Genomic DNA, 19333 nt, shown 5'->3' with positions numbered 1-19333 from the left:
AAACGTTTTTTTAATTTTTCATTATCTTACTGTTCAACTTACCTGCCATCATCAGAGCAGATTTATGGATACATGCCATCGCTGCCCCAGCCAGAAACTGATCCAGGCGGGGATTGATTTGGAATGGAATGAGCTGGTGAGAGATCGTTTTTGAAGGGACACAGAGATTGGCCAGGATTTGGTTCAGAAGAGGATTATCGAGTCCACCGATAACAGCATAGACAATAAATAAAAAACAGGAAGGCATGATTAATAAACTACTCCAATGTGTATACCTTCGATAAGTGATAGTTTTAGAAGAAGTGAAAGCTAGAGGTGTCCACATATGCAGTGCTAACAAAAATAATACTGCCAAGCAGCCGGCATGCACGCCGGGAAGTTGAAAAGCTGCATTTATTCCAAAAGGTAAGTGATAGATAAATAATAACGCTGAAAAGAGAATGAGTGACAGTTTAGCTGAGACGGACCATTTGATGAAATGAAATATTCTTCCCCGTTTCCGCATCCTTCTTCTTAACTCTTCAGGCATCCCTAGAAGGAGTAATAATGGAACAACGAAAAGAATCACACTCATTTGAATCATGTGAAAAGTAAAGGTTATATGGCTCAATAAAGTTAGAGGAGTTCCTAACAAAAGAGCAGTTAAAAACAAACCAAGAAAGAATAGAAAGCCGCGTCTATCGAATACTTTCTGTTTTACCCTCCTAACGAAACATGTGTACAATATGGCCATTATCATTGTACTGATCACCAGAAGGAGGTTCCACGATGATCGCGCCTCGATCCAAAGAAGGTCTGCCACAGCACCTCCTCCTTTTTTATGAAAATTCACTACAGTACATTCTTAGTAAATATATGTATGGCCGATTTGTTATGTACCAAAAAGACGGCGTACCTTTTTTTATAAAAACTGCTTGATCCACTTTTTGAAGGCTTCTAACACTTTTAGACTCAACTTATTCTTTTATTGATTTACACTATTAAACTAAAACACTTGAAAAATGTTAAAGAATATTCTAATATCTAACGTGGATCGAAATCCTGAAATCGATTCCAATTTCATAAGCCATTCATTTAAGCGGCGCTCACCACTTTGAATGATCCTAAGCATCTAGAAAGAAATCGTTTATCTCCCAAATTTATGAAAACGCACCCATTTTACTAAACCGATTTACAATTAAAACGTACAAATGAGAAAGGAAGGTTTTACCATGCCATTATTAATAACTGCTCTCGGGATTTTGGTTTTACTTTTTTTAATTATGAAAGTCCGATTACATACAGTACTCTCCCTTGCTGTCGTTTCCTTTTTACTTGCAGTAGCACTTGGAATGCCATTAGACGAAATTGTTCCGACTATCGAAAAAGGTTTTGGAGGAACATTAGGCAGTACGGGATTGATTTTTGGATTTGGGGCTATTTTGGGTAAATTGATTGCAGATGCTGGCGGTGCGCAGCGTATTGCTTTAACTTTAATTCATAAATTCGGAGAGAAAAGAGTGCAATGGGCCGTTGTGGTCACGTCTACGATTCTAGGAATTGCTCTTTTCTTCGAAGTTGGACTGGTTTTGCTTATTCCTATCGTTTATCAAATGGCAAAACAAGTGAAAATTCCATTTTTATACTTAGGGCTGCCAATGACTACGGCGCTGTCTGTAACACATGCTTTTCTACCGCCGCATCCGGGACCTACGGTTATATCTGATCAATATGGTGCCAATATTGGAATGGTTTTACTTTACGGGATTATTATTGCTATTCCTACGATCATTGTTGCCGGACCTGTTTTTACTGTATTTGCAAAGAAATTAGCACCTTCCGCCTTCGATACGATGAAGGAAGGAACGATCACTGCTTTAGCAGATACGAAAAAGTTTGATCTTAAGGATACGCCGGGTTTTGGGGTAAGTGCCTTCACCGCTCTCTTTCCAGTGCTTTTAATGGCTTTATCTACCATCATTACACTCATACAGGAATGGATGAGCCTATCTTCAAACCTTTTCTTTGAATTTATTGCTATGATTGGTGCTCCCACAGCTGTCATGACCCTTTCTGTTTTGTTAGCTGTCTATACAATGGGGATTGCTCGTGGAAAACCAGTTACAGACATTATGTCTTCCGCTGAAAACTCTGTTAAAGCGATTGGGATGCTTGTTTTTATTCTCGGAGTCAGTGGTTCCTTAAAACAGGTTTTAATTGATGGAGGCGTCGGAGATTATGTGGCTGCTATTTTTGATGGCAGTACTATTTCTCCAATACTATTAGCCTGGCTCATTGCTGCTTTAATTCGTGTTGCCCAAGGGTCTGCGACAGTGGCTGCTTTAACGACAGCAGGGCTGGTACTTCCACTTATCCAGCAGGTAGACGTAGACGTAAACCTGCCTCTGCTAGTTCTCGCTACAGGAGCAGGAAGCGTTATGGCTTCCCACGTCAACGATACAGGCTTTTGGATTGTAAAAGAATCTTTCGGTTTAACAATGAAAGAAACTTTTTCCACGTGGACGATTTTAGAAACACTTGTTTCCTGCGCAGGTATTGTGTTCATCTTGATCTTAAATTTAATCGTATAAAAAAAACCACCCTCCGCGGGTGGTTTTCTTTTTAATTGGCTACTTCTACCTTTTCTCCTTCAGCGGCTTGTTGTGCACGCTGACGTTTTGATTTTCTAAAGTGAAGCAACTCATAAAATACCGGAACGATGACAAGCGTCAAAACTGTAGCGCCAGTCAAACCCCCGATGACTACTACGGCAAGTGACTTGGAAACTAGACTTCCATCTTCTGTGTGTCCGAACAACAATGGAAGCATCGCACAAATTGTAGCAATCGCAGTCATCACAACCGGGCGCAGACGCGTGCCGCAGGCTTCGATCACCGCATCCCGGATAATCATGGTTTGTTCGTTCTGTTTTACTCGATCAATCAAAACAATGGCATTGGTGATAACAATCCCGATAAGCATAAGCGCCCCAATTAAGGAAGTGGCGTCAGCAGGGACTCTTGAGATCAAAAGCCCCACTACTGCTCCAATGGAAGCAAGCGGCAGCGTCATTAAGATGGCTAACGGAGCTCTGAACGTCTTAAAGGTAAGTACCATGATTAAATAGACGATGAGTATAGAAGCAAGCATTGTTATTCCAAGATCCTGGAAGTCGCTGGCCTGCTGTTCAGCTGCTCCCCCTTTATCCAAGGATACCCCTTTTGGCAAATCAATTTCGTTTACTTTTTCATCTATGTTTTTGGAAACCACTGAAAGTTCTTCTGGTGTAACTTCTGCTGTAATTCGAACATACAAGTCACCATCTTTGTGAAGCACTGTACTCGGCTTTTCCTTGGCAGAAATCTCAGCTACCTCAGACAGTGGCACAACGCCTGAATCAGTGGCAATCGCCAAATCTTTTAAGTCCTTTACGGAATTTGCATCCACCCCTGCATTCAAGTAAACAGGAGTCGTCTGGTCATTAAGACTGATTGATCCGATCGGACGCGGATTCAATAAGGAACTGATCTGCATGGTTGTTTGTTGTGCATTCGCTTTTTCCGTATCTACATTTACAGTATAAACGGGAGATGTTTTATCCTGGTTGCTTGAAACTTTTTTCACACCATCGATCTCTTCCATGCTGTCCATAATCTTTTTAGAAGTTGTCAAAATCTCATTTGTATCATTTCCAACGACGTCGTATGTGATCGTAGAGTTGGAAGAGCCACCAAAAATAGAAGATGGGGAAGCTGTAATGGTGACGCCTTTTTCATCTTTCTTTGCTTCATTTACTTTCTCAATAAACTGGGCAGCATCGGCATTTTCATTCATAATAACTGTAAAGGATACAGTATCAGGATCACTGACTTCTCCATATTGGGCTGCTTCTTCACTTGACCCATACTGACTAATAATATAATCATAACCTTCAAAGCCTTCCAATTCATCCTCAAAATCTGTTAAGCGCTGCTTAATTTCCGTTTTAGGAGTGTCACTCGGGAAATTCATAGACACAGCTACAAATGAAGCATCATTGGCACTGGTAGCTGCTTTCGGAAGTGCCATATAAAGGCCGATGGAACCGCCTAGAACGAGAACAGCTAATAAAATGGGCACGAATTTATGATTCAACGACCATTTAAGTACACTTAAATAACGAGCCGGCCTATGATGAGCCGGTAGTTTTATATTTTTCAACATGCCCCTGCTCATTAACGGTACGACAGTTAATGCTACAAGTAAAGAAGCTAATAAGGAATACGTTACGGTTAAACCAAATGGCAGAAGAAATGCTCTGAGCGAGCCATTAACGAGTCCCATTGGCAGAAATACGGCTACGGTAATTAGAGTTGAAGAAGTAATCGCCCGCGAAACTTCTTTCGTAGCCTGCAGCACCGTAGTTTTGGTGAGCTGTTCGTTTTGACTGCGTCTAAATATGTTTTCAACTACAACAATACTGTCATCTACAAGACGCCCTACTGCGACGGCAACTCCTCCAAGAGTAAGGATGTTTAAAGTAACTCCTGAAAGCCAAAGAAGCAGAAGAGTAATACAGAGGGACAAAGGAATAGAAACGACCGTGATCAATGTCGGCTTAAATTTTCTCAGGAACAAAAGAATGACAAGCGTGGCGAACAAGGCACCCAGTGCTACTTCACGGACCATGCTGTTCACAGAATTTTCAACCATGTCTCCTGTGGTAAACAAGGTCTTAGCTTCTACTCCCTCATAATCATTATTAATCTTATCTACTGTATTCTGAACCTGTTTCCCTGCTGTTACTGCACTTGCGTCACTCGCTTTAAAAAGGATCATAGCAAGAGCCTCTTTACCATTGACTCGTGTCACAGTATCCTCTGTATTCACTTTTTCCACAGAAGCAATATCTTTAAGGTGAACTTCAGGCGCGCCAGGAACTTGAAGAGGAATTGTCAAATCTTCCAGAGCATTTAAAGACGTTAGGTTGTCAGTAACATTAATCGTACTTTGCTGGCCGTCAATCGTTGCAGTTCCAGCGGAAGCGGACACGTCCTGTCCTTGAAGTACACCCATCACAGCATTTACCGGGATATGTAGCTTTTCCAGTTTATCCTGATCCAGTTTGATTTCTACGTGATCACTATTCTCACCAGCTACACTGGCTTGAGAAATGCCATCTTCATTTTCGAACAACGGCTTAAAGTCATTTTTTACCTGGTCCACATTGCTCTTAGTCAGTCCATCATCAAACGTTAATGAGACCTGCCCAATTGGGATCATAGAGGTGTTGAGCTGGGATATTTGTGGTTCACCAACCCCGTCAGGAAGTGAGACACCGTTTAAGGCATCCTCCACGTGATTCTTAGCTTCCTTCATATCAGTTTTGGAATCGAAATTAATGGACACCTGGGAATACCCTTCTCCGGTCGTAGATAAGACATTTGTCTTCCCATTCACTGAAGCCACTGCTTTTTCCACTGGTTCCGTGACATTCGTCGTCATCGATCCGGCATCATATCCTTGACCGAATGTCACGACTGTAACTTGCGGGTTATCCGCTTCAGGCAGGAATTCCATTGGCAAGCGAAAATAGCTGATGATTCCAATTAGTAAAGTGATGATTACAAACAATGCCATGGCCGCCTTATTGCGAAAAGCCCAATTCGTTAATGTTTGCATGTTGTTCCCCTCCAGACTTAAAGTGAAATTTTTGCCAGAAGACCCTATGTCTTTCTTACCTGGCAGTTACTTTTAAAATTACTCGTTTTTCGTATTCTTTACAGCGTACTTCAGGCTAATCTTTGCCTAAGTCCAGAGTCTTAGTAGTCATAAGCGAATGATTATCTCATAAACTTCGGCATTTAAAGCCTATACTGGCAAATCACTAGCACAAATTCCATTTTACTAAAAAGATGCCTCGTATATTCTTTTATTTTTTGTAAATAATTTGACCCGGTACATTCCTCATTTTATTCGACAAAATGAGGAACTCTTACTCCTTCAGCTCCTTCCTCATGATTTTGTACCTATCATAAGACAGAATTATAAACAGATTATAAACAAAAAGGAATATTTTTCTTAAAAAACTCCCAACCAAATAGCAAAAAGTTTTTTCAGCTGATTGATTTCACTTTCATGTATTCTTTTTCTTTACAAGAGAAAAGAGTGATTTTCTTTTATACAAAGAAAATCACTCTTTTTAGATTGGCCCTTATTGATGCCCCGATGAGCAATCGGTAGTGACTCCTGCGGCAAGCATCTGTCGACAAGCGATTCGCGATTATCAACGACACTTTAGCAGCACCTCTAAATTAGTAAGAACATTTTCATCAACCTTCAAACAGGGATGGTTTATTAAACAAATATACTTAGAATGAGCGAGATTCCAAAGCCGACCAGACCGATAATCGTTTCCATAACCGTCCATGATTGTAAGGTTTGTTTTTCGGTCAATCCGAAGTAACGGTTGACCAGCCAAAAGCCGGAATCGTTGACGTGTGACACGACAGTAGCTCCAGAAGCAATGGCGATTACGAGCAATCCAAGCATTGGTTCGCTGACATCGAAAGAATCAAGAATTGGAGAAACAAGACCAGCAGCTGTAATCATAGAAACAGTTGCAGACCCTTGGGCAATACGTACAACTGTTGCTGCAATAAACGCAAAAACAAGCAGCGGCATTTGTGTTGATTTCATCGCATCTGCAAGAATATCCCCTATTCCTGACTGGATAAGCATTTCTCCAAACACGCCACCAGCACCAGTTACCAAAATAATGATTCCGGCAGGTTCAAGCGCTTTCGTAGTAATTTCCTGCACTTGCTCCTTCGAATATCCACGCCTTATACCAAATATATAGAAAGTGAGCAGCGCTGCAATAGTAAGTGCAACGAACGGGTGTCCAATAAAGGTAAGAATACTCTGCGCTGTACTTCCATCTGGTAACACTAAGTCCGATAAAGTGTTGATAAGGATTAATACTAAAGGAAGTGTAATAATTAAGAGTACGCTCGAAAAGCTGGGCAGATTTTCTTTATCGATATCCGCATTTTTCACTTGTTCAAGCATATATTCAGGAACACCGATATGAATTTTATCAGCGATGTATTTACCAAACAGAGGTCCTGCAATGATCATAGCCGGTACTCCGGCAATGGCTCCAAACAAGATCACCCAGCCGAGATCTGCATGCAGCAGTGAGGCCACTGAAATGGGTCCTGGAGTCGGCGGTATAAAACTATGAGTAACCGCAAGTCCAGCTAACAAAGGAATCCCAAAATAAAGCAGCGATTTATTCGTTCTTTGCGTCAAGCTGTATAAAATGGGAACTAAAATTACGAGAGCGACATCTAAAAATACAGGAATAGACACAATAAAGCCTGTTAAACCAAGAGCCCAGCTTATATTTTTTTCCCCAAACTTATCCATTAGCGTAATGGCCAGCCTCTCAGCTCCTCCGGATACTCTCAGCATCTCTCCAAACATCGCACCTAAACCGATAATCACAGCTACATAACCAAGCGTTCCGCCCATCCCGTCCTGAATGGTTTTAATGACGTCAGCAGGTTTCATTCCTACGACCAGGCCGACGAGGATACTTACGGCAAGTAAAGCAACAAATGCCTGGAGTTTCGTTTTCATAACTAAAAATAATAATGCGATAACTGCTAATACGGCCACAATCACTAAACCAGCTGTCGAATCCATTTCTATATAACTCCTTTCTTAATCATAAAACTAAAGTAATCGTTTTCAAAATACACCTGAGAAGAATACTCCCTCCTTTTCTCCTGTCTTCAAAAAGGATACCCTTCTTATTTAAACAAAAACGTGATTTTGAAACCCCTTTCTTAAAGAAACTTCGTAAGCATTCTCATATAAATGAACGCTTTTTAGGATGAAATGATTGGAAAATTGTAATTACGTCTGACTTGTGTGACTTCAAACGTTCTTTTTATTACTCCCTTATCTCCCCTCCAAAAATAGAAAAGAAGAATTTCTTCCACCTTAGAAGTGTTATGTGAATAATATAAAAAACTGCACAACTAAGCTTGATCTTTCATATATAAGTGAATAATATTCTTTTGCGAACGATGACAGGAGGATGAATATGTCAAAATCAGGTTTCGTGCCAGACAACACGAATATAAAAAAGACGAGCGGAACACCTAACCTTTTCTTCGATTCTAAACAAAGCTTATTCTTCAAGCGAGATGATCATAACATCGCCTATGACGTTACTTCCACCCAGCTTCCAGCTATGATTGGAGGCGCATTTGTAGACCTATACTTAACTAAAGGACATATCAGAGAACCTCACTGGCACCCAAACGCTTGGGAATTAGATGTGGTTGTATCCGGGGAAGCCTTGGTTTCAATTATTGATCCAGATACAAACCAGCTTCATACTTATCAGGCACGGCCAGGGCAGGTTGTTTTTATACCAATGGCGTGGTGGCACTGGATTACTCCGGCCTCTGAAAATCTTCATCTCCATTTGTTTTTTAATAACGACCAGTTTGAAACAGCGGAAGGCTCTGATACGCTGCGCCTTACACCTCCGGAGGTTTTCCAGACAGCCTACGGAATAGACAAGAAGGAAATTGCTGAAACCTTATCTCCAATTCAGGAATCTGTTGTAATTGGACCACCGGCTAACAATCCTTCAAGAGAGGTCTCACAAGCTCATAATAAAGACATTTCCATTAAAATTAATGATAAAACGATTGACTACTAATGTGATGCCCCATGCAATTCCTCTCCCTATCCTTTAAAATTAACGGTAAGACCTTGAATCATGGAGAGGTGAAACGCATTGCATCCTCGTTTTAAGCTAAGAACCATTATTATTTTTTTCGTCTGTCTTGTAGTCTTAGTTTCATTGGCAATTACAGATTTGTTAATTACTGACTCTACAAGTGAAAATATTGAAAAGCAATTAAAAGAAAAAGCCCTCATTGTTGCCAGAAGTGTCGGTGAGTCCCAAGTAGTGAAAACAGGGCTGCAAGATGAAGGAAACGCAGGAGGGATTCAGGATTATGCGATGTCTATTCAAAAGGCTTCCGGCGTCATGTTTGTCGTTGTTATGAATATGGAGGGCATCCGCAGGTCCCATCCGAACCCCGGCAGAATCGGCAAGCATTTTGTCGGAGGTGATGAAAAAAGAGTCCTTCAAGGGAAAGAATACATTTCTACTTCGACAGGAACTCTCGGGAAATCTTTAAGGGCTTTTACTCCGATTTATGATAATGAAGGTCAACAAATAGGAGCCGTTTCAGTTGGTATCTCTCTTGAAGATGTAGAATCATCGATTCGTCAAGGTCAGCATCGTATATTAATCGGTTCCATCATCGGTGTGTTAGTAGGGATCGTGGGCGCAGTTTTACTAGCCTACTATATTAAACGTAGTTTATTCGGTCTTGAACCCTATACAATCGCCCGTATCCACGAGGAGCGCAATCAAATGCTCCATTCAGTCCATGAAGGAATTATTGCGATTGATAAAGACGCCACGATACTTCTTGTGAACAAATCTGCACGGAAAATATTTAACAAGGCAGGCTTAATGGATAAGGAACCTATAGGGATGAATATTCACGAATTTCTTCCCGGAACCATGCTCGACCGCGTGCTCGATAAACGAGAAGCCGATCTGAATGAAGAGCAGATGATTAATGGAATCTCTGTCATTACCAATAGAGTCCCTTTAGTCGTGAATGGACAAGCCGTCGGAGCTATTGCTACTTTTCGGGATAAAACTGAGGTCAACCAGCTCGCAGAGAAATTAACTGGCGTCCAAATGTACGCTGATACTCTTCGGTCCCAGTCACACGAATTTATGAATCAGCTTCACGTACTGTTAGGGATGATAAAAATGGAAAATTATGAAGACGTTCAGCAATTCATTCACAAGCTGGTCAATCATCAAAGCCACGAGGTCGGAAGTTTAACCCGTTATTTAAAGGATCCTGCGTTCGCAGGCTTCATTCTAGGCAAAATCAGCTTTGCCAGGGAATCTCATGTGGAGCTGGATATCCAATGTGACACGATAATCCCGCAGCCCGCCGACCCTGACATCACGCACGAACTTATAACCATTCTCGGTAATTTAATCGACAATGCGATTGACAGTGTTGCAGTCCCCGACGAAAAGGTCATTCACCTCCAATTATCCTATATAGATAAATTGTTAAGCATAGAGATTTCAGACCAAGGCAAAGGGATTCCTGAGAAGATTCAGAATCAGATATTTGAAAAAGGAATGACTACCAAGGAGGGAGAAGGCAGAGGGTTTGGCCTTTATTTAGCCAGGAACAGTGCTGAAAAACTGGGTGGCTCTATTGAAGTTCTATCCAGCAAAGATCACGGTACGAGGTTTACCGTTCTCATTCCTTATGAACCAGGAGGGCAAAGTAATGATTAACGTATTAGTTGTGGAAGACGACCCGATGGTAGCTTCTTTAAATCGACAATACGTCGAGAAACTCGACGGCTTTCTTCTTGCAGGAAGTGCTGCCAATGCTAAAGAAGCTGCCGCCCTGCTTAAAGAAAAAAGCATCGACTTAATACTTCTGGATGTCTATATGCCCGGATTAAACGGGATCGATTTTTTACAAGAAGTAAGAACACAAAATCATGATATCGATGTGATTCTCATCACCGCAGCGTCCGGACTCAGCCAAATCCAGCAGGCTCTCAGGCTTGGTGCAGTGGACTATTTAATTAAACCGTTCGAATTCGATCGGTTCAAAGAGGCTCTTCTCACTTATAAACGACATTTCCACACCATTCAAAATAAAGCCCAAATCAGTCAACAGGAACTTGATCGTCTCCTGCGTGAAAAGCAACAGCCGAACAGGAAAAACACGGTCTATGATTCCCTTCCCAAAGGGCTTACTAAGAACACTTTGCAAATTATTAATCATATCATTCACAGCTTGCATCCTCACCCATTTTCTACGGAAGATGTAGCCGAACATTCACAAATTTCAAGAGTTTCTGTGAGAAAATATTTAAAGTTTTTAACTGAAATTCATTATTTGGAAGAACATTTAATTTATGGAGTAGGCAGGCCCATATATCAATATCGTTTAATCAAGGATAATAGTAATAAAATCGAACCTTTTCTTTAAGGACTGAAGCAGGAAGTGTTAAGTTTTTCTATATAGCTCAACGATTTTATGACTTATATTAGATAGAAAAAATTCCAATAACCCGCGGTACATAAACCTTTTATTGTAAAATGAATTGAGCTAATGCAAGCGAACCTGAGAAATGAAACTCCCCCTCTCCTCAGCAGCCCTGAAGGCTGCTTTTTTTAATTACAAAACTATCAATACTTTCAAAAAGTGTGAATGTTTTGTGAACTTTATTATGATTAAATCAGTTCAAATGTAAGCGTTTGCTAAACGTACTTTTATAAGGAGTGGTAAAATGGCACAAACGGCAAGAGAGCTTTCGTACGAGCAAAGTCCAGGTGGTGCAGAAGGAAAAAAGATTCCCAAATTAAAGGCCTTTAAAATTTTTGAAGTTCCGGTACTCTGGTTTGCTGTATTTACTGTGATCACTCTCCTCAGTCTATACACAGGCAACCTCCCAGGAGGAATGATTGGAAGTCTGTTAATCATGATCGTCTTCGGGGAGCTGCTAGGATGGATAGGCGACCATACCCCTATCGTAAAAACTTTTTTAGGCGGAGGCGCGATCATTGCAATTTTTGGCGCAGCCTTTATGAACTACGCCGCCTGGCTTCCTGGTAATTCTGTGACAACGATGACTGATTTTATGAAAGACGGAGGATTCTTGAACTTTTACATTGCTGCTTTAATTACAGGAAGCATCCTCGGCATGAATAAAAAAATACTAGTCAAAGTAGGGCTGCGCTATTTCCTTCCGATTTTTGCAGCGGTGATTGGAGCAGTCGCAGTCGCAAGTCTTCTCGGAGCATTGGTTGGATTTTCACTAAGAGATGCTATCCTGGTCATTACGATGCCGATTATGGGCGGCGGTATGGGAGCTGGTGCAGTACCTATGAGCCAGGTCTATTCTGAAATGATGGGGAACGATCCAAGCTATTATATTTCCATGCTTGTTCCTGCCCTCGCATTAGGAAACGTGTTTGCCATAGTACTAGCCAGTATGCTGGATTTAATAGGGAAGAAATTTCCTTCATTAAGCGGGAATGGACAATTAATTCAAGGTTTCTCCTACAAACAGGAAAAGCAGACGTACGATATTCAAAAAATGGGAATAGGATTACTTGCAGCCGTTACTTTCTTTGCTGTAGGAAGCCTTCTTGGCGATTTTATCCCTATTCACCCTTATGCGTTAATGATTATTGTGGTTGCTTCAGCTAAAATCGCTGGCATTATCCCGCAAAACATTGTAGATGGAGCGAGCCAGTGGTATAAGTTTGTGGCCAATAACTGGACCATGGCTTTACTATTCGGAATCGGGATTGCTTATACAGATTTAAATACGGTGATTGATGCTTTAACTGTACAATACATTCTCACTGTCCTTGGGGTAGTGCTTGGGGCGGTCATAGGAGCTGGGCTTGTTGGCAGACTAGTAGGATTTTACCCAATTGAAGCAGCAATTACAGCTGGATTATGTATGGCAAATATGGGTGGGACGGGAGACGTCGCTGTTCTCTCTGCCTCAAAAAGAATGGAACTCATGCCATTCGCACAGATTTCCTCCCGCTTAGGCGGGGCACTCATCCTTCTATTAGCGGGTTTGATTATACCTCTGTTAGGATGAGGGTTATACACTCTTCTGAATTGTGGTGAAGTTATGGATGTAGTTCTAATTGTACTTCCAGCATTTATTATTTTCAGCGTTGGATACATCGGTCAGAAAACGATCGGCTTTGATAGAAAATCCATTTCAACGGCTGCTCTCTACTTGATGTATCCTTTTCTTGCCTTTCAAACCTTTTATACGCATGAGATCACACTCGACTACCTTTACATTCTCATTTTCTGTATTGCTTTAATGATCCTGTTGATCATACTGGTGCGTATTCTTTCCGCAATTCAGTCCCAGCCGAGGTCAAAAACCTCGGCTCTTGTGCTGTCAAGTGTCTTCATGAATAGCGGAAACTATGGAGTACCCATTATTTTGTTTGCCTATGGCGATGCAGGCGTCGACTATGCCATCATAATGATGGTCATTCAGTCTTTGCTTATGAACACCGTAGGGATGTATTATGCAGCGAGGGGAAGCCTTTCTGCTGAACATAGTTTGAAAGATTCCTTAGTAAAAATTGCCCGCATGCCGATCAATCATGCAGTTCTTCTCGGCATTATCGTTCAAGTATTTCATATACACATGCCGGAATTCATCATGCAAGCAACCAACTTAATTGCTGATGCTACTATTCCAACCATTATGATCGTGTTGGGCATGCAGCTTGCCTCTTTAACTAAAGGGACAGTTAAATGGCAGGACATTTCCACTGTATTTTCATTGAGGTTTATCATTTCTCCTGTGATTGCTTTACTGCTCACTATGGTTTTAGGGTTAAATCCAATGCTCGCAAGTATATTAATTGTATTATCCGCTATGCCGACCGCCGCTAATACAACGATGTATTCACTTCAATTTAATACGGAGCCTCAATTGGTTTCATATGTTACACTGTTGACTACTATTGCAAGCATCGTAACCGTTCCCTTTATGCTTTGGGTGGTAGGGGCTGCGACATAAAAAACTAGAAGCGGAATCATTCCGCTTCTAGTTTTCCTCTTTAGGAAGCTCGATTACGAAAGTAGTCCCTTCCCCTTCCACACTGTCGACATTAATTTCCCCTTTATGATTTTTAATAATATTATAGGAGACCATTAACCCTAAACCGGTACCATTTTCTTTCGTAGTCATAAAAGAAGTTCCCAGCTTATTCAGTTGTTCTTTCGAAAGGCCGCATCCCGTATCACTAATACTCACGGCAGCACCGGAATTCGCTGTTAAAGTAATGTTGACCCTTCCGTTTGCCGGCGTAGCTTCTATTGCATTTTTAATAATATTTATGAACACTTGCTTGATTTGATCTTGATCACAATTAATTACGATCTCTTTATGATTGGCATCAAGATTTAAAGATACCTGCTTTTTTGAGGCTGTATTTTCTAATAATCGGTTTACATTTTCCAGAATTGGAACTAGATTGTGAGGGTGCAGTTGATGTTCATGAGGCTTGGAAAAATAAAGAAGCTCATTTGCAATCGATTCAATCCGTTTGACTTCTGTGAGCATTACCTTAACATATTCTTCTCCCCTCTCTGAAACTTCTCCATCCAATAATTCCAGAAAACCTTTAACAATCGTAAGTGGGTTACGTATTTCATGGACGATCCCTGCTGCAAGTTCCCCTATAACGGATAACTTTTCTGAATGCATCAATACTCTGTCCGTTTCTTTCCTGTCCGAAATATCCTGAAGGATAACTTGAGCCATCGTTTCCGTTCCAAAATAAAATACCCCGACTTTGGATTCAACATCTATGGATTGACCATACGCATCTATGATTTTTATCTCTACAGGCTCAAGATCTTTCTTATATGTAAGAACCTGTTTTAAACGTTCATCACTAATGTCATGGTAATCGGGATGGAGAAATTTTTTAAAGCTCTGGTTTAAAATTTCTTCACGGCTATCCACTTTCACTAAAGTCTTGCAGGCTTGATTAGCGTATTTTATCGTTGATTTATCAATAATGATAAATGGGTTTAAAGAATGCTCGATCAATTGGTGGAAATCCAACTTTTTTCCATCAATTTCTGTGATCATTAATTACACCTCTTTTTATAGTCTAGTTCAATATTACTACACAGTGGAATAGATTACCATATCACAGCAGTAACTTTTTCACACTGCAAATTTGAAAACAACTACATACTTTTTTAAAAATGAATTACTTTTTTATTTTATAGAGAATAAATGAAAAAAGGTGCTGTAAAACCATTTTACCTTATTTCTCTTAGAGATGTAACAAGATTCATTGACTGATAGATTAAACCCTCCTATAATGTAAGAAAACCTAACATAATTCGTGAGGAGTTTAACATGATCGTAAGGGATGAGTTTAACCAGAGCAACCGTTTAGAAGTCTCTCCTAAGAAATTCATCAAGGTACTTCAAAAGCTAAGAAACCAAAAAGAACAAACCATTGAAGAAATACGCAGTAAGATCAGTAAGTATGAAGAAAAGAAAAATGCGGAACAGGCTTTTTATCAATCTCTTTCCCCTGTCCGCAAATTTTTTGCCAGCCGTCCCCCCAGCCATCATCAAGCAGTCGAATACATGGTTCACGTAAAAGAGCGTTTAAAGCAAATTGATTTCATCTCTCAAAGCATAAGTGAATTGGATACCACCTTAGAAGGAATCGATGAAGGTGAAGAACAACAGGAACTAATACTATCCAGTTCTTTAATAGATGAGATCCGTGAATACAAGGAAACGGGGGATTTGTAAAGGTGAATATTCAAGAACTGAGTACTGGTTTAGATACGATTTGGGTTGTACTTACTGCTGCGATGATCCTGCTGATGGAAGGCGGGTTTGCCCTCTTGGAAGCAGGGTTTGTCAGACATAAAAATAATGTAAATATCATAATGAAGATATTTGCAGATATTACGATTGGAACTCTCTGTTTTTATTTAATTGGATTCGGTCTGATGTGGGGCAAAGATGCAGCTGGAATCATCGGCTCCAATGGTTTTTTGATCGGTGGGGATTTATCTCAGCTTGACCTGACTATTTCCACGGATACGTTCTGGTTATTTCAAGCAGCATTTGTTATCGCGGTCATCTCGATAGTTTCAGGAGCTGTTGCGGAACGGATTAATTTTAGAGCCTATCTCCTCTATGCCGTTATGATGACCGCCATTATCTATCCGATTGCCGGACACTGGATTTGGGGAGGCGGATGGCTTGGAAAGCTGGGAATGCTTGATTTTGCTGGGTCAGCCGTCATTCACGGCCTTGGAGGCTTCGCTGCCCTGGCAGCAGCCATTTTTATTGGACCGCGCAAAGGAAAGTTTCTCCCAGAAGGGTCAAGCAAAATTGCTCTGCCTAGTAATCTTCCTTTAGCCTCTGTAGGAGCATTCCTTCTTTGGTTTGGGTGGTTTGGCTTTAATGCAGGTAGTACTTTGAGTGCCACAGACGTAAGGATCGGACATATCGCAATTGTTACTATGCTTTCAGCCGCTTCTGGCGGCGCAGCTACCCTGCTCTATACTCTATTTCGCTATAAACGGTCGGATGCTCCCTCTGTCATTAATGGTTCATTAGCAGGCTTAGTAGGGATTACTGCAGGATGTGCTTTCGTCAGCGATGGTGCAGCTATTTTTATAGGTGCTCTCGCAGGGCTGTTCATGTTGTTTGCAAGCGACTGGCTGGAGGCAAAAGGAATCGATGACCCTGTCGGTGCTTTTCCCGTTCATGCGGTATCTGGCATGTGGGGAACTGTTGCTGTTGGGTTATTTGCAGCAGATGACGGGCTCTTTAATGGCGGCGGCTGGGAACTGCTCGGCATTCAAATACTCGGTTTAGTTGTTCTATGTGCTTGGGGATTTATAGTAACGTGGGGGGGTCTTAAACTGATTCAGTTGTGGATACCTGTCAGATCAACCGAAGAAGAAGAGGAAGTTGGGCTGGATGTAAGTTACCACGGTATGGTTGCCGCCTACCAGGAACACGAATTCATTAAATACGACGACCATTTTGAAGCTGCAGAAGAAGACAACAAAGGATCATAGACAAAGCTGCAGAAACAAAAGTGGTTTAGTCATTATAAAATCCGCAAGAAGATTTCACCTTCTTGCGGATCTTTTTATGAAATTGATTATTTCCCATTTCTTTGAAGAGTGACTTATTCAATGGAAGAATGACCACTCCGACTGCATGCTTTCACCGAAGTGGTCATTCAATCCTTCATAGTTTGTCTTTATCTGGAATAATTTTTTACTCTTGCCTATCTTCGTTTATAATCTTATCGATGGTTCCTTCTTATTCGTCACCTATTGCTGCGATGAAGCTTCCTCTTCATACCAAAAGAACGCGTAATCTGTCATCACCGAGGCTTCTCCCATTTGATGCAGCATCGCTGAAATGTTTCCCCTGTGATAAGTGCCGTGATTCACAACATGGAGAATGATTTCTGAAATACGTGTTTCCCTTATTGATGTATAAGGATTATTCAGCACAAATATCTCTTCTAAGTCCTTTTGGTCTTGGATAAAGGAAAGATATTCATCCCCTAATAAACGGTACTTCTCAGCTAATTGCTCCAATTCTATCCCTTCTAACTGGGTCCCCCGTTCACGAGAGGATTCAAGAGCTTCAGCCATGTCTTCTCCATTCAGGATGCTCAGCCACATGCAATCTGTCAGATAGATGTGACTCAAGACCTTTGCGACTGAAGGAAAAACACTTTCAATTTCCTGATGGTAATAACGAGGAGATAAACTTGCTAAATGTTCCAAAATTCGCTGATTAGCCCAAAAATGATACTCATACATCTCCCTTACATGCTCAGACAAAGTATAACCTCCTTATTCTTTTTTAAATATATTCGTGAAAAGACGTCGTAATCCTTTTATTAAAGGAACCAACAATCGATTAGTTTTTATATCCAAACGAGTAACACACCCGCAAGTAATATCCGGTAAATAGCAAATGGAAAGAGCTTGATGGTGTTAATTAAATTCAAAAAAAACCGAATAACCAGAAGTGAAAAAACGAATGCTCCCACAAATCCAAACGCAAAAAAAGGAAGTACATTCAACGTGAACAAATCCAAATTTTTAAGTAAGGAAAGTCCGCTGGCCCCCGCCATAATTGGTACAGCCATAATAAACGTAAAGTCAGCCGCCGCCCGGTGACTTAACCCCAATAATACCCCTCCAGAAATCGTTGCTCCAGATCGGGAAAAGCCCGGCCATAAAGCCACACTTTGAAATAGACCGATAATAAAAGCTTGTTTATAAGTGATTTGATCCACACTTTTCACTCCAGCGTGAAGCGGCTTACACGTATCTGCAATGATCATAAGAACCGATCCCGCTATTAAAGCTAAGATCACCGAATGGATCGAGAATAAATACGTGTCCACCCAATATTGTACAAGGAAGCCTGTTACAATCGCAGGGAAAATGCCAATGAAAAGGGTGTTAAGACTAAATGTGTGCTCCCTTTTATTATTCTTCTTTGTGACTTGAAGAATTTGTTTGAATCGCTGTTTGAAGACTACAACGACAGCTAGAACAGAACCAAGCTGAACGACAATTAGAAACGTATTTGAAACAGGCTCCGTCAGCATACGTTCGGTATGAAGAATTAAGTCGTTCACAATAATCATGTGTCCAGTTGAAGAAACAGGCGCAAACTCAGTTAAGGCTTCCACAAAGCTTATGATAACTGCAGCCACAATTCCCCATTGCATACGTATTTCTCCTTAAATTCCTATTGTGTAATCTAACTAGTTCCCCATATTCCAAGTACACGCGCTCGTTGCAATTCCTACGAAGATAATCGTTACCGCCGACAAAGCAAACGATTGAGAAGAAATTAATATTCCTCCCAAACCTATGACGGCTATATCAATAAAGAAAATAACCAATCCAACATTCATACGAAAGAGCTTCGCAAGAAACTGGGCAAGCAGGTCTGTACCTCCAGTACTCGTCTTACTGCGAAGCATAATGCCTATTCCTGTCCCTATAAACAAACCGCCTGTAATAGAACTCCATAGCGAGGAAAAATAATTTTCCAGTGAAAATCCAGTGTGGAGAGGTGCGAGAAGATCGATCGCAAAAGAAGAAAACAACATGCCGTGAAGGCTGTTATAGAAATAACTTCTATCCCATATCCAAGCCATGATAAAAATCGGCAGACTTAACACAATAATAATAAGGCCTGCTTGTACACCAGTTAAGTAATTAATGATTAACCCTAAACCAATGACTCCTCCATCCAGCAATTCATAAGGGACGAGAAAAAAATTAATACCAATGGATAGTAAGAAGCTTCCAAATAATATAGTCGCGCTCTTATGAATCAATTTCATCAGGAAAGTCCTCTCCATAAATGGGACATGTAGTATGTATATTTCTTTTAACAATCCACTATTCTTACTATTTTGGAGGATTCCAATAGTTTGAGTGAGGGATTCACCTCTGTATTAACCAGTATAATGAAAAATAATAATACGGAAGTGCGTCATGATACTCGTAACCGGTTTTAACGGAGGATTTTTCGTAGTATTTGCTGACACTTTACATAGCATGGGCAGCGGGAGTCCTGCTCAATAAAAAGTGGGAGCCCGGGGTTTTATAAGTTTTCTTTTGCTAATCGGCTCTTTCATTTCGCG

15 protein-coding genes are annotated in these 19333 nt (G+C 40.8%); 8 read left to right on the top strand and 7 right to left on the bottom strand.

Going from position 1 to position 19333, the window contains the following annotated elements; translation table 11 throughout:
• Nucleotides 1–10: 10 nt before the first annotated feature.
• Complete coding sequence (locus MUN89_RS08610) at nucleotides 11–802, bottom strand: cytochrome c oxidase assembly protein (RefSeq protein WP_244712927.1); 792 nt, start codon at nucleotides 800–802, stop codon at nucleotides 11–13.
• Between the two features lie 409 nt (nucleotides 803–1211).
• On the opposite strand from MUN89_RS08610, the gene MUN89_RS08605 reads away from it, so the two are divergent.
• Complete coding sequence (locus tag MUN89_RS08605) at nucleotides 1212–2570, top strand: gluconate:H+ symporter (protein ID WP_244712926.1); 1359 nt, start codon at nucleotides 1212–1214, stop codon at nucleotides 2568–2570.
• 31 nt (nucleotides 2571–2601) lie between these two features.
• Here the strand turns inward: MUN89_RS08605 and MUN89_RS08600 are convergent, their stop codons facing one another.
• A complete protein-coding gene (locus MUN89_RS08600) occupies nucleotides 2602–5640 on the bottom strand; it encodes an efflux RND transporter permease subunit (protein ID WP_244712925.1) in 3039 nt (1012 codons plus the stop codon).
• Between the two features lie 675 nt (nucleotides 5641–6315).
• Nucleotides 6316–7668, bottom strand: coding sequence for a GntP family permease (locus tag MUN89_RS08595; RefSeq protein ID WP_244712924.1), 1353 nt, complete (start codon nucleotides 7666–7668; stop codon nucleotides 6316–6318).
• Between the two features lie 403 nt (nucleotides 7669–8071).
• On the opposite strand from MUN89_RS08595, the gene MUN89_RS08590 reads away from it, so the two are divergent.
• From MUN89_RS08590 to MUN89_RS08570, 5 genes are all read left to right on the top strand, one after another.
• A complete protein-coding gene (locus MUN89_RS08590) occupies nucleotides 8072–8698 on the top strand; it encodes a cupin domain-containing protein (RefSeq protein WP_244712923.1) in 627 nt (208 codons plus the stop codon).
• A 78-nt stretch (nucleotides 8699–8776) separates the two neighbouring features.
• Nucleotides 8777–10384 (top strand): DcuS/MalK family sensor histidine kinase, encoded by a 1608-nt coding sequence (gene dcuS / locus MUN89_RS08585; protein WP_244712922.1) that lies wholly within the window; start codon nucleotides 8777–8779, stop codon nucleotides 10382–10384.
• On the top strand, nucleotides 10377–11093 hold the full coding sequence (locus MUN89_RS08580; protein ID WP_244712921.1) for a response regulator: 717 nt from the start codon (nucleotides 10377–10379) through the stop codon (nucleotides 11091–11093). The genes dcuS and MUN89_RS08580 overlap by 8 nt, the downstream gene beginning before the upstream one ends.
• A gap of 301 nt (nucleotides 11094–11394) precedes the next feature.
• Nucleotides 11395–12723 (top strand): 2-hydroxycarboxylate transporter family protein, encoded by a 1329-nt coding sequence (locus tag MUN89_RS08575; RefSeq protein WP_244712920.1) that lies wholly within the window; start codon nucleotides 11395–11397, stop codon nucleotides 12721–12723.
• Nucleotides 12724–12756: 33 nt separating this feature from the next.
• Complete coding sequence (locus tag MUN89_RS08570) at nucleotides 12757–13671, top strand: AEC family transporter (RefSeq protein WP_244712918.1); 915 nt, start codon at nucleotides 12757–12759, stop codon at nucleotides 13669–13671.
• Nucleotides 13672–13698: 27 nt separating this feature from the next.
• Here the strand turns inward: MUN89_RS08570 and MUN89_RS08565 are convergent, their stop codons facing one another.
• A complete protein-coding gene (locus MUN89_RS08565) occupies nucleotides 13699–14751 on the bottom strand; it encodes an ATP-binding protein (protein ID WP_244712916.1) in 1053 nt (350 codons plus the stop codon).
• A 276-nt stretch (nucleotides 14752–15027) separates the two neighbouring features.
• On the opposite strand from MUN89_RS08565, the gene MUN89_RS08560 reads away from it, so the two are divergent.
• Both MUN89_RS08560 and MUN89_RS08555 read left to right on the top strand, forming a co-directional pair.
• On the top strand, nucleotides 15028–15435 hold the full coding sequence (locus tag MUN89_RS08560) for a hypothetical protein (RefSeq protein WP_244712914.1): 408 nt from the start codon (nucleotides 15028–15030) through the stop codon (nucleotides 15433–15435).
• Nucleotides 15436–15437: 2 nt separating this feature from the next.
• Nucleotides 15438–16721: an ammonium transporter gene (locus MUN89_RS08555; protein WP_244712912.1), complete on the top strand. Its 1284-nt coding sequence runs from the start codon at nucleotides 15438–15440 to the stop codon at nucleotides 16719–16721.
• Between the two features lie 261 nt (nucleotides 16722–16982).
• On the opposite strand, the gene MUN89_RS08550 is transcribed toward MUN89_RS08555, so the two are convergent.
• The 3 genes from MUN89_RS08550 to MUN89_RS08540 form a co-directional block, all read right to left on the bottom strand.
• The gene (locus MUN89_RS08550; RefSeq protein ID WP_244712910.1) at nucleotides 16983–17504 is read right to left on the bottom strand and encodes a DinB family protein; all 522 of its coding nucleotides are present in this window, start codon (nucleotides 17502–17504) and stop codon (nucleotides 16983–16985) included.
• Nucleotides 17505–17590: 86 nt separating this feature from the next.
• A complete protein-coding gene (locus MUN89_RS08545; RefSeq protein ID WP_244712909.1) occupies nucleotides 17591–18406 on the bottom strand; it encodes an undecaprenyl-diphosphate phosphatase in 816 nt (271 codons plus the stop codon).
• 36 nt (nucleotides 18407–18442) lie between these two features.
• The gene (locus MUN89_RS08540; protein ID WP_244712907.1) at nucleotides 18443–19030 is read right to left on the bottom strand and encodes a YitT family protein; all 588 of its coding nucleotides are present in this window, start codon (nucleotides 19028–19030) and stop codon (nucleotides 18443–18445) included.
• Nucleotides 19031–19333: the final 303 nt, after the last annotated feature.

This window comes from Halobacillus salinarum, from assembly GCF_022919095.1.
Taxonomy (GTDB): Bacteria; Bacillota; Bacilli; order Bacillales; family Halobacillaceae; genus Halobacillus_B; species Halobacillus_B salinarum.
This window is presented reverse-complemented; position numbering and strand designations above follow the sequence as displayed.

What these genes read in the sequence shown, in the direction of transcription:
- MUN89_RS08605 (WP_244712926.1), top strand. Translation starts at nt 1,212, where the DNA reads ATGCCATTATTAATAACTGCTCTCGGGATTTTGGTTTTACTTTTTTTA.
- MUN89_RS08570 (WP_244712918.1), top strand. Translation starts at nt 12,757, where the DNA reads ATGGATGTAGTTCTAATTGTACTTCCAGCATTTATTATTTTCAGCGTT.
- MUN89_RS08565 (WP_244712916.1), bottom strand. Translation starts at nt 14,751, where the DNA reads ATGATCACAGAAATTGATGGAAAAAAGTTGGATTTCCACCAATTGATC.
- MUN89_RS08545 (WP_244712909.1), bottom strand. Translation starts at nt 18,406, where the DNA reads ATGCAATGGGGAATTGTGGCTGCAGTTATCATAAGCTTTGTGGAAGCC.
- MUN89_RS08540 (WP_244712907.1), bottom strand. Translation starts at nt 19,030, where the DNA reads ATGAAATTGATTCATAAGAGCGCGACTATATTATTTGGAAGCTTCTTA.
- MUN89_RS08575 (WP_244712920.1), top strand. Translation starts at nt 11,395, where the DNA reads ATGGCACAAACGGCAAGAGAGCTTTCGTACGAGCAAAGTCCAGGTGGT.
- MUN89_RS08600 (WP_244712925.1), bottom strand. Translation starts at nt 5,640, where the DNA reads ATGCAAACATTAACGAATTGGGCTTTTCGCAATAAGGCGGCCATGGCA.
- MUN89_RS08590 (WP_244712923.1), top strand. Translation starts at nt 8,072, where the DNA reads ATGTCAAAATCAGGTTTCGTGCCAGACAACACGAATATAAAAAAGACG.
- MUN89_RS08580 (WP_244712921.1), top strand. Translation starts at nt 10,377, where the DNA reads ATGATTAACGTATTAGTTGTGGAAGACGACCCGATGGTAGCTTCTTTA.
- MUN89_RS08595 (WP_244712924.1), bottom strand. Translation starts at nt 7,668, where the DNA reads ATGGATTCGACAGCTGGTTTAGTGATTGTGGCCGTATTAGCAGTTATC.
- MUN89_RS08560 (WP_244712914.1), top strand. Translation starts at nt 15,028, where the DNA reads ATGATCGTAAGGGATGAGTTTAACCAGAGCAACCGTTTAGAAGTCTCT.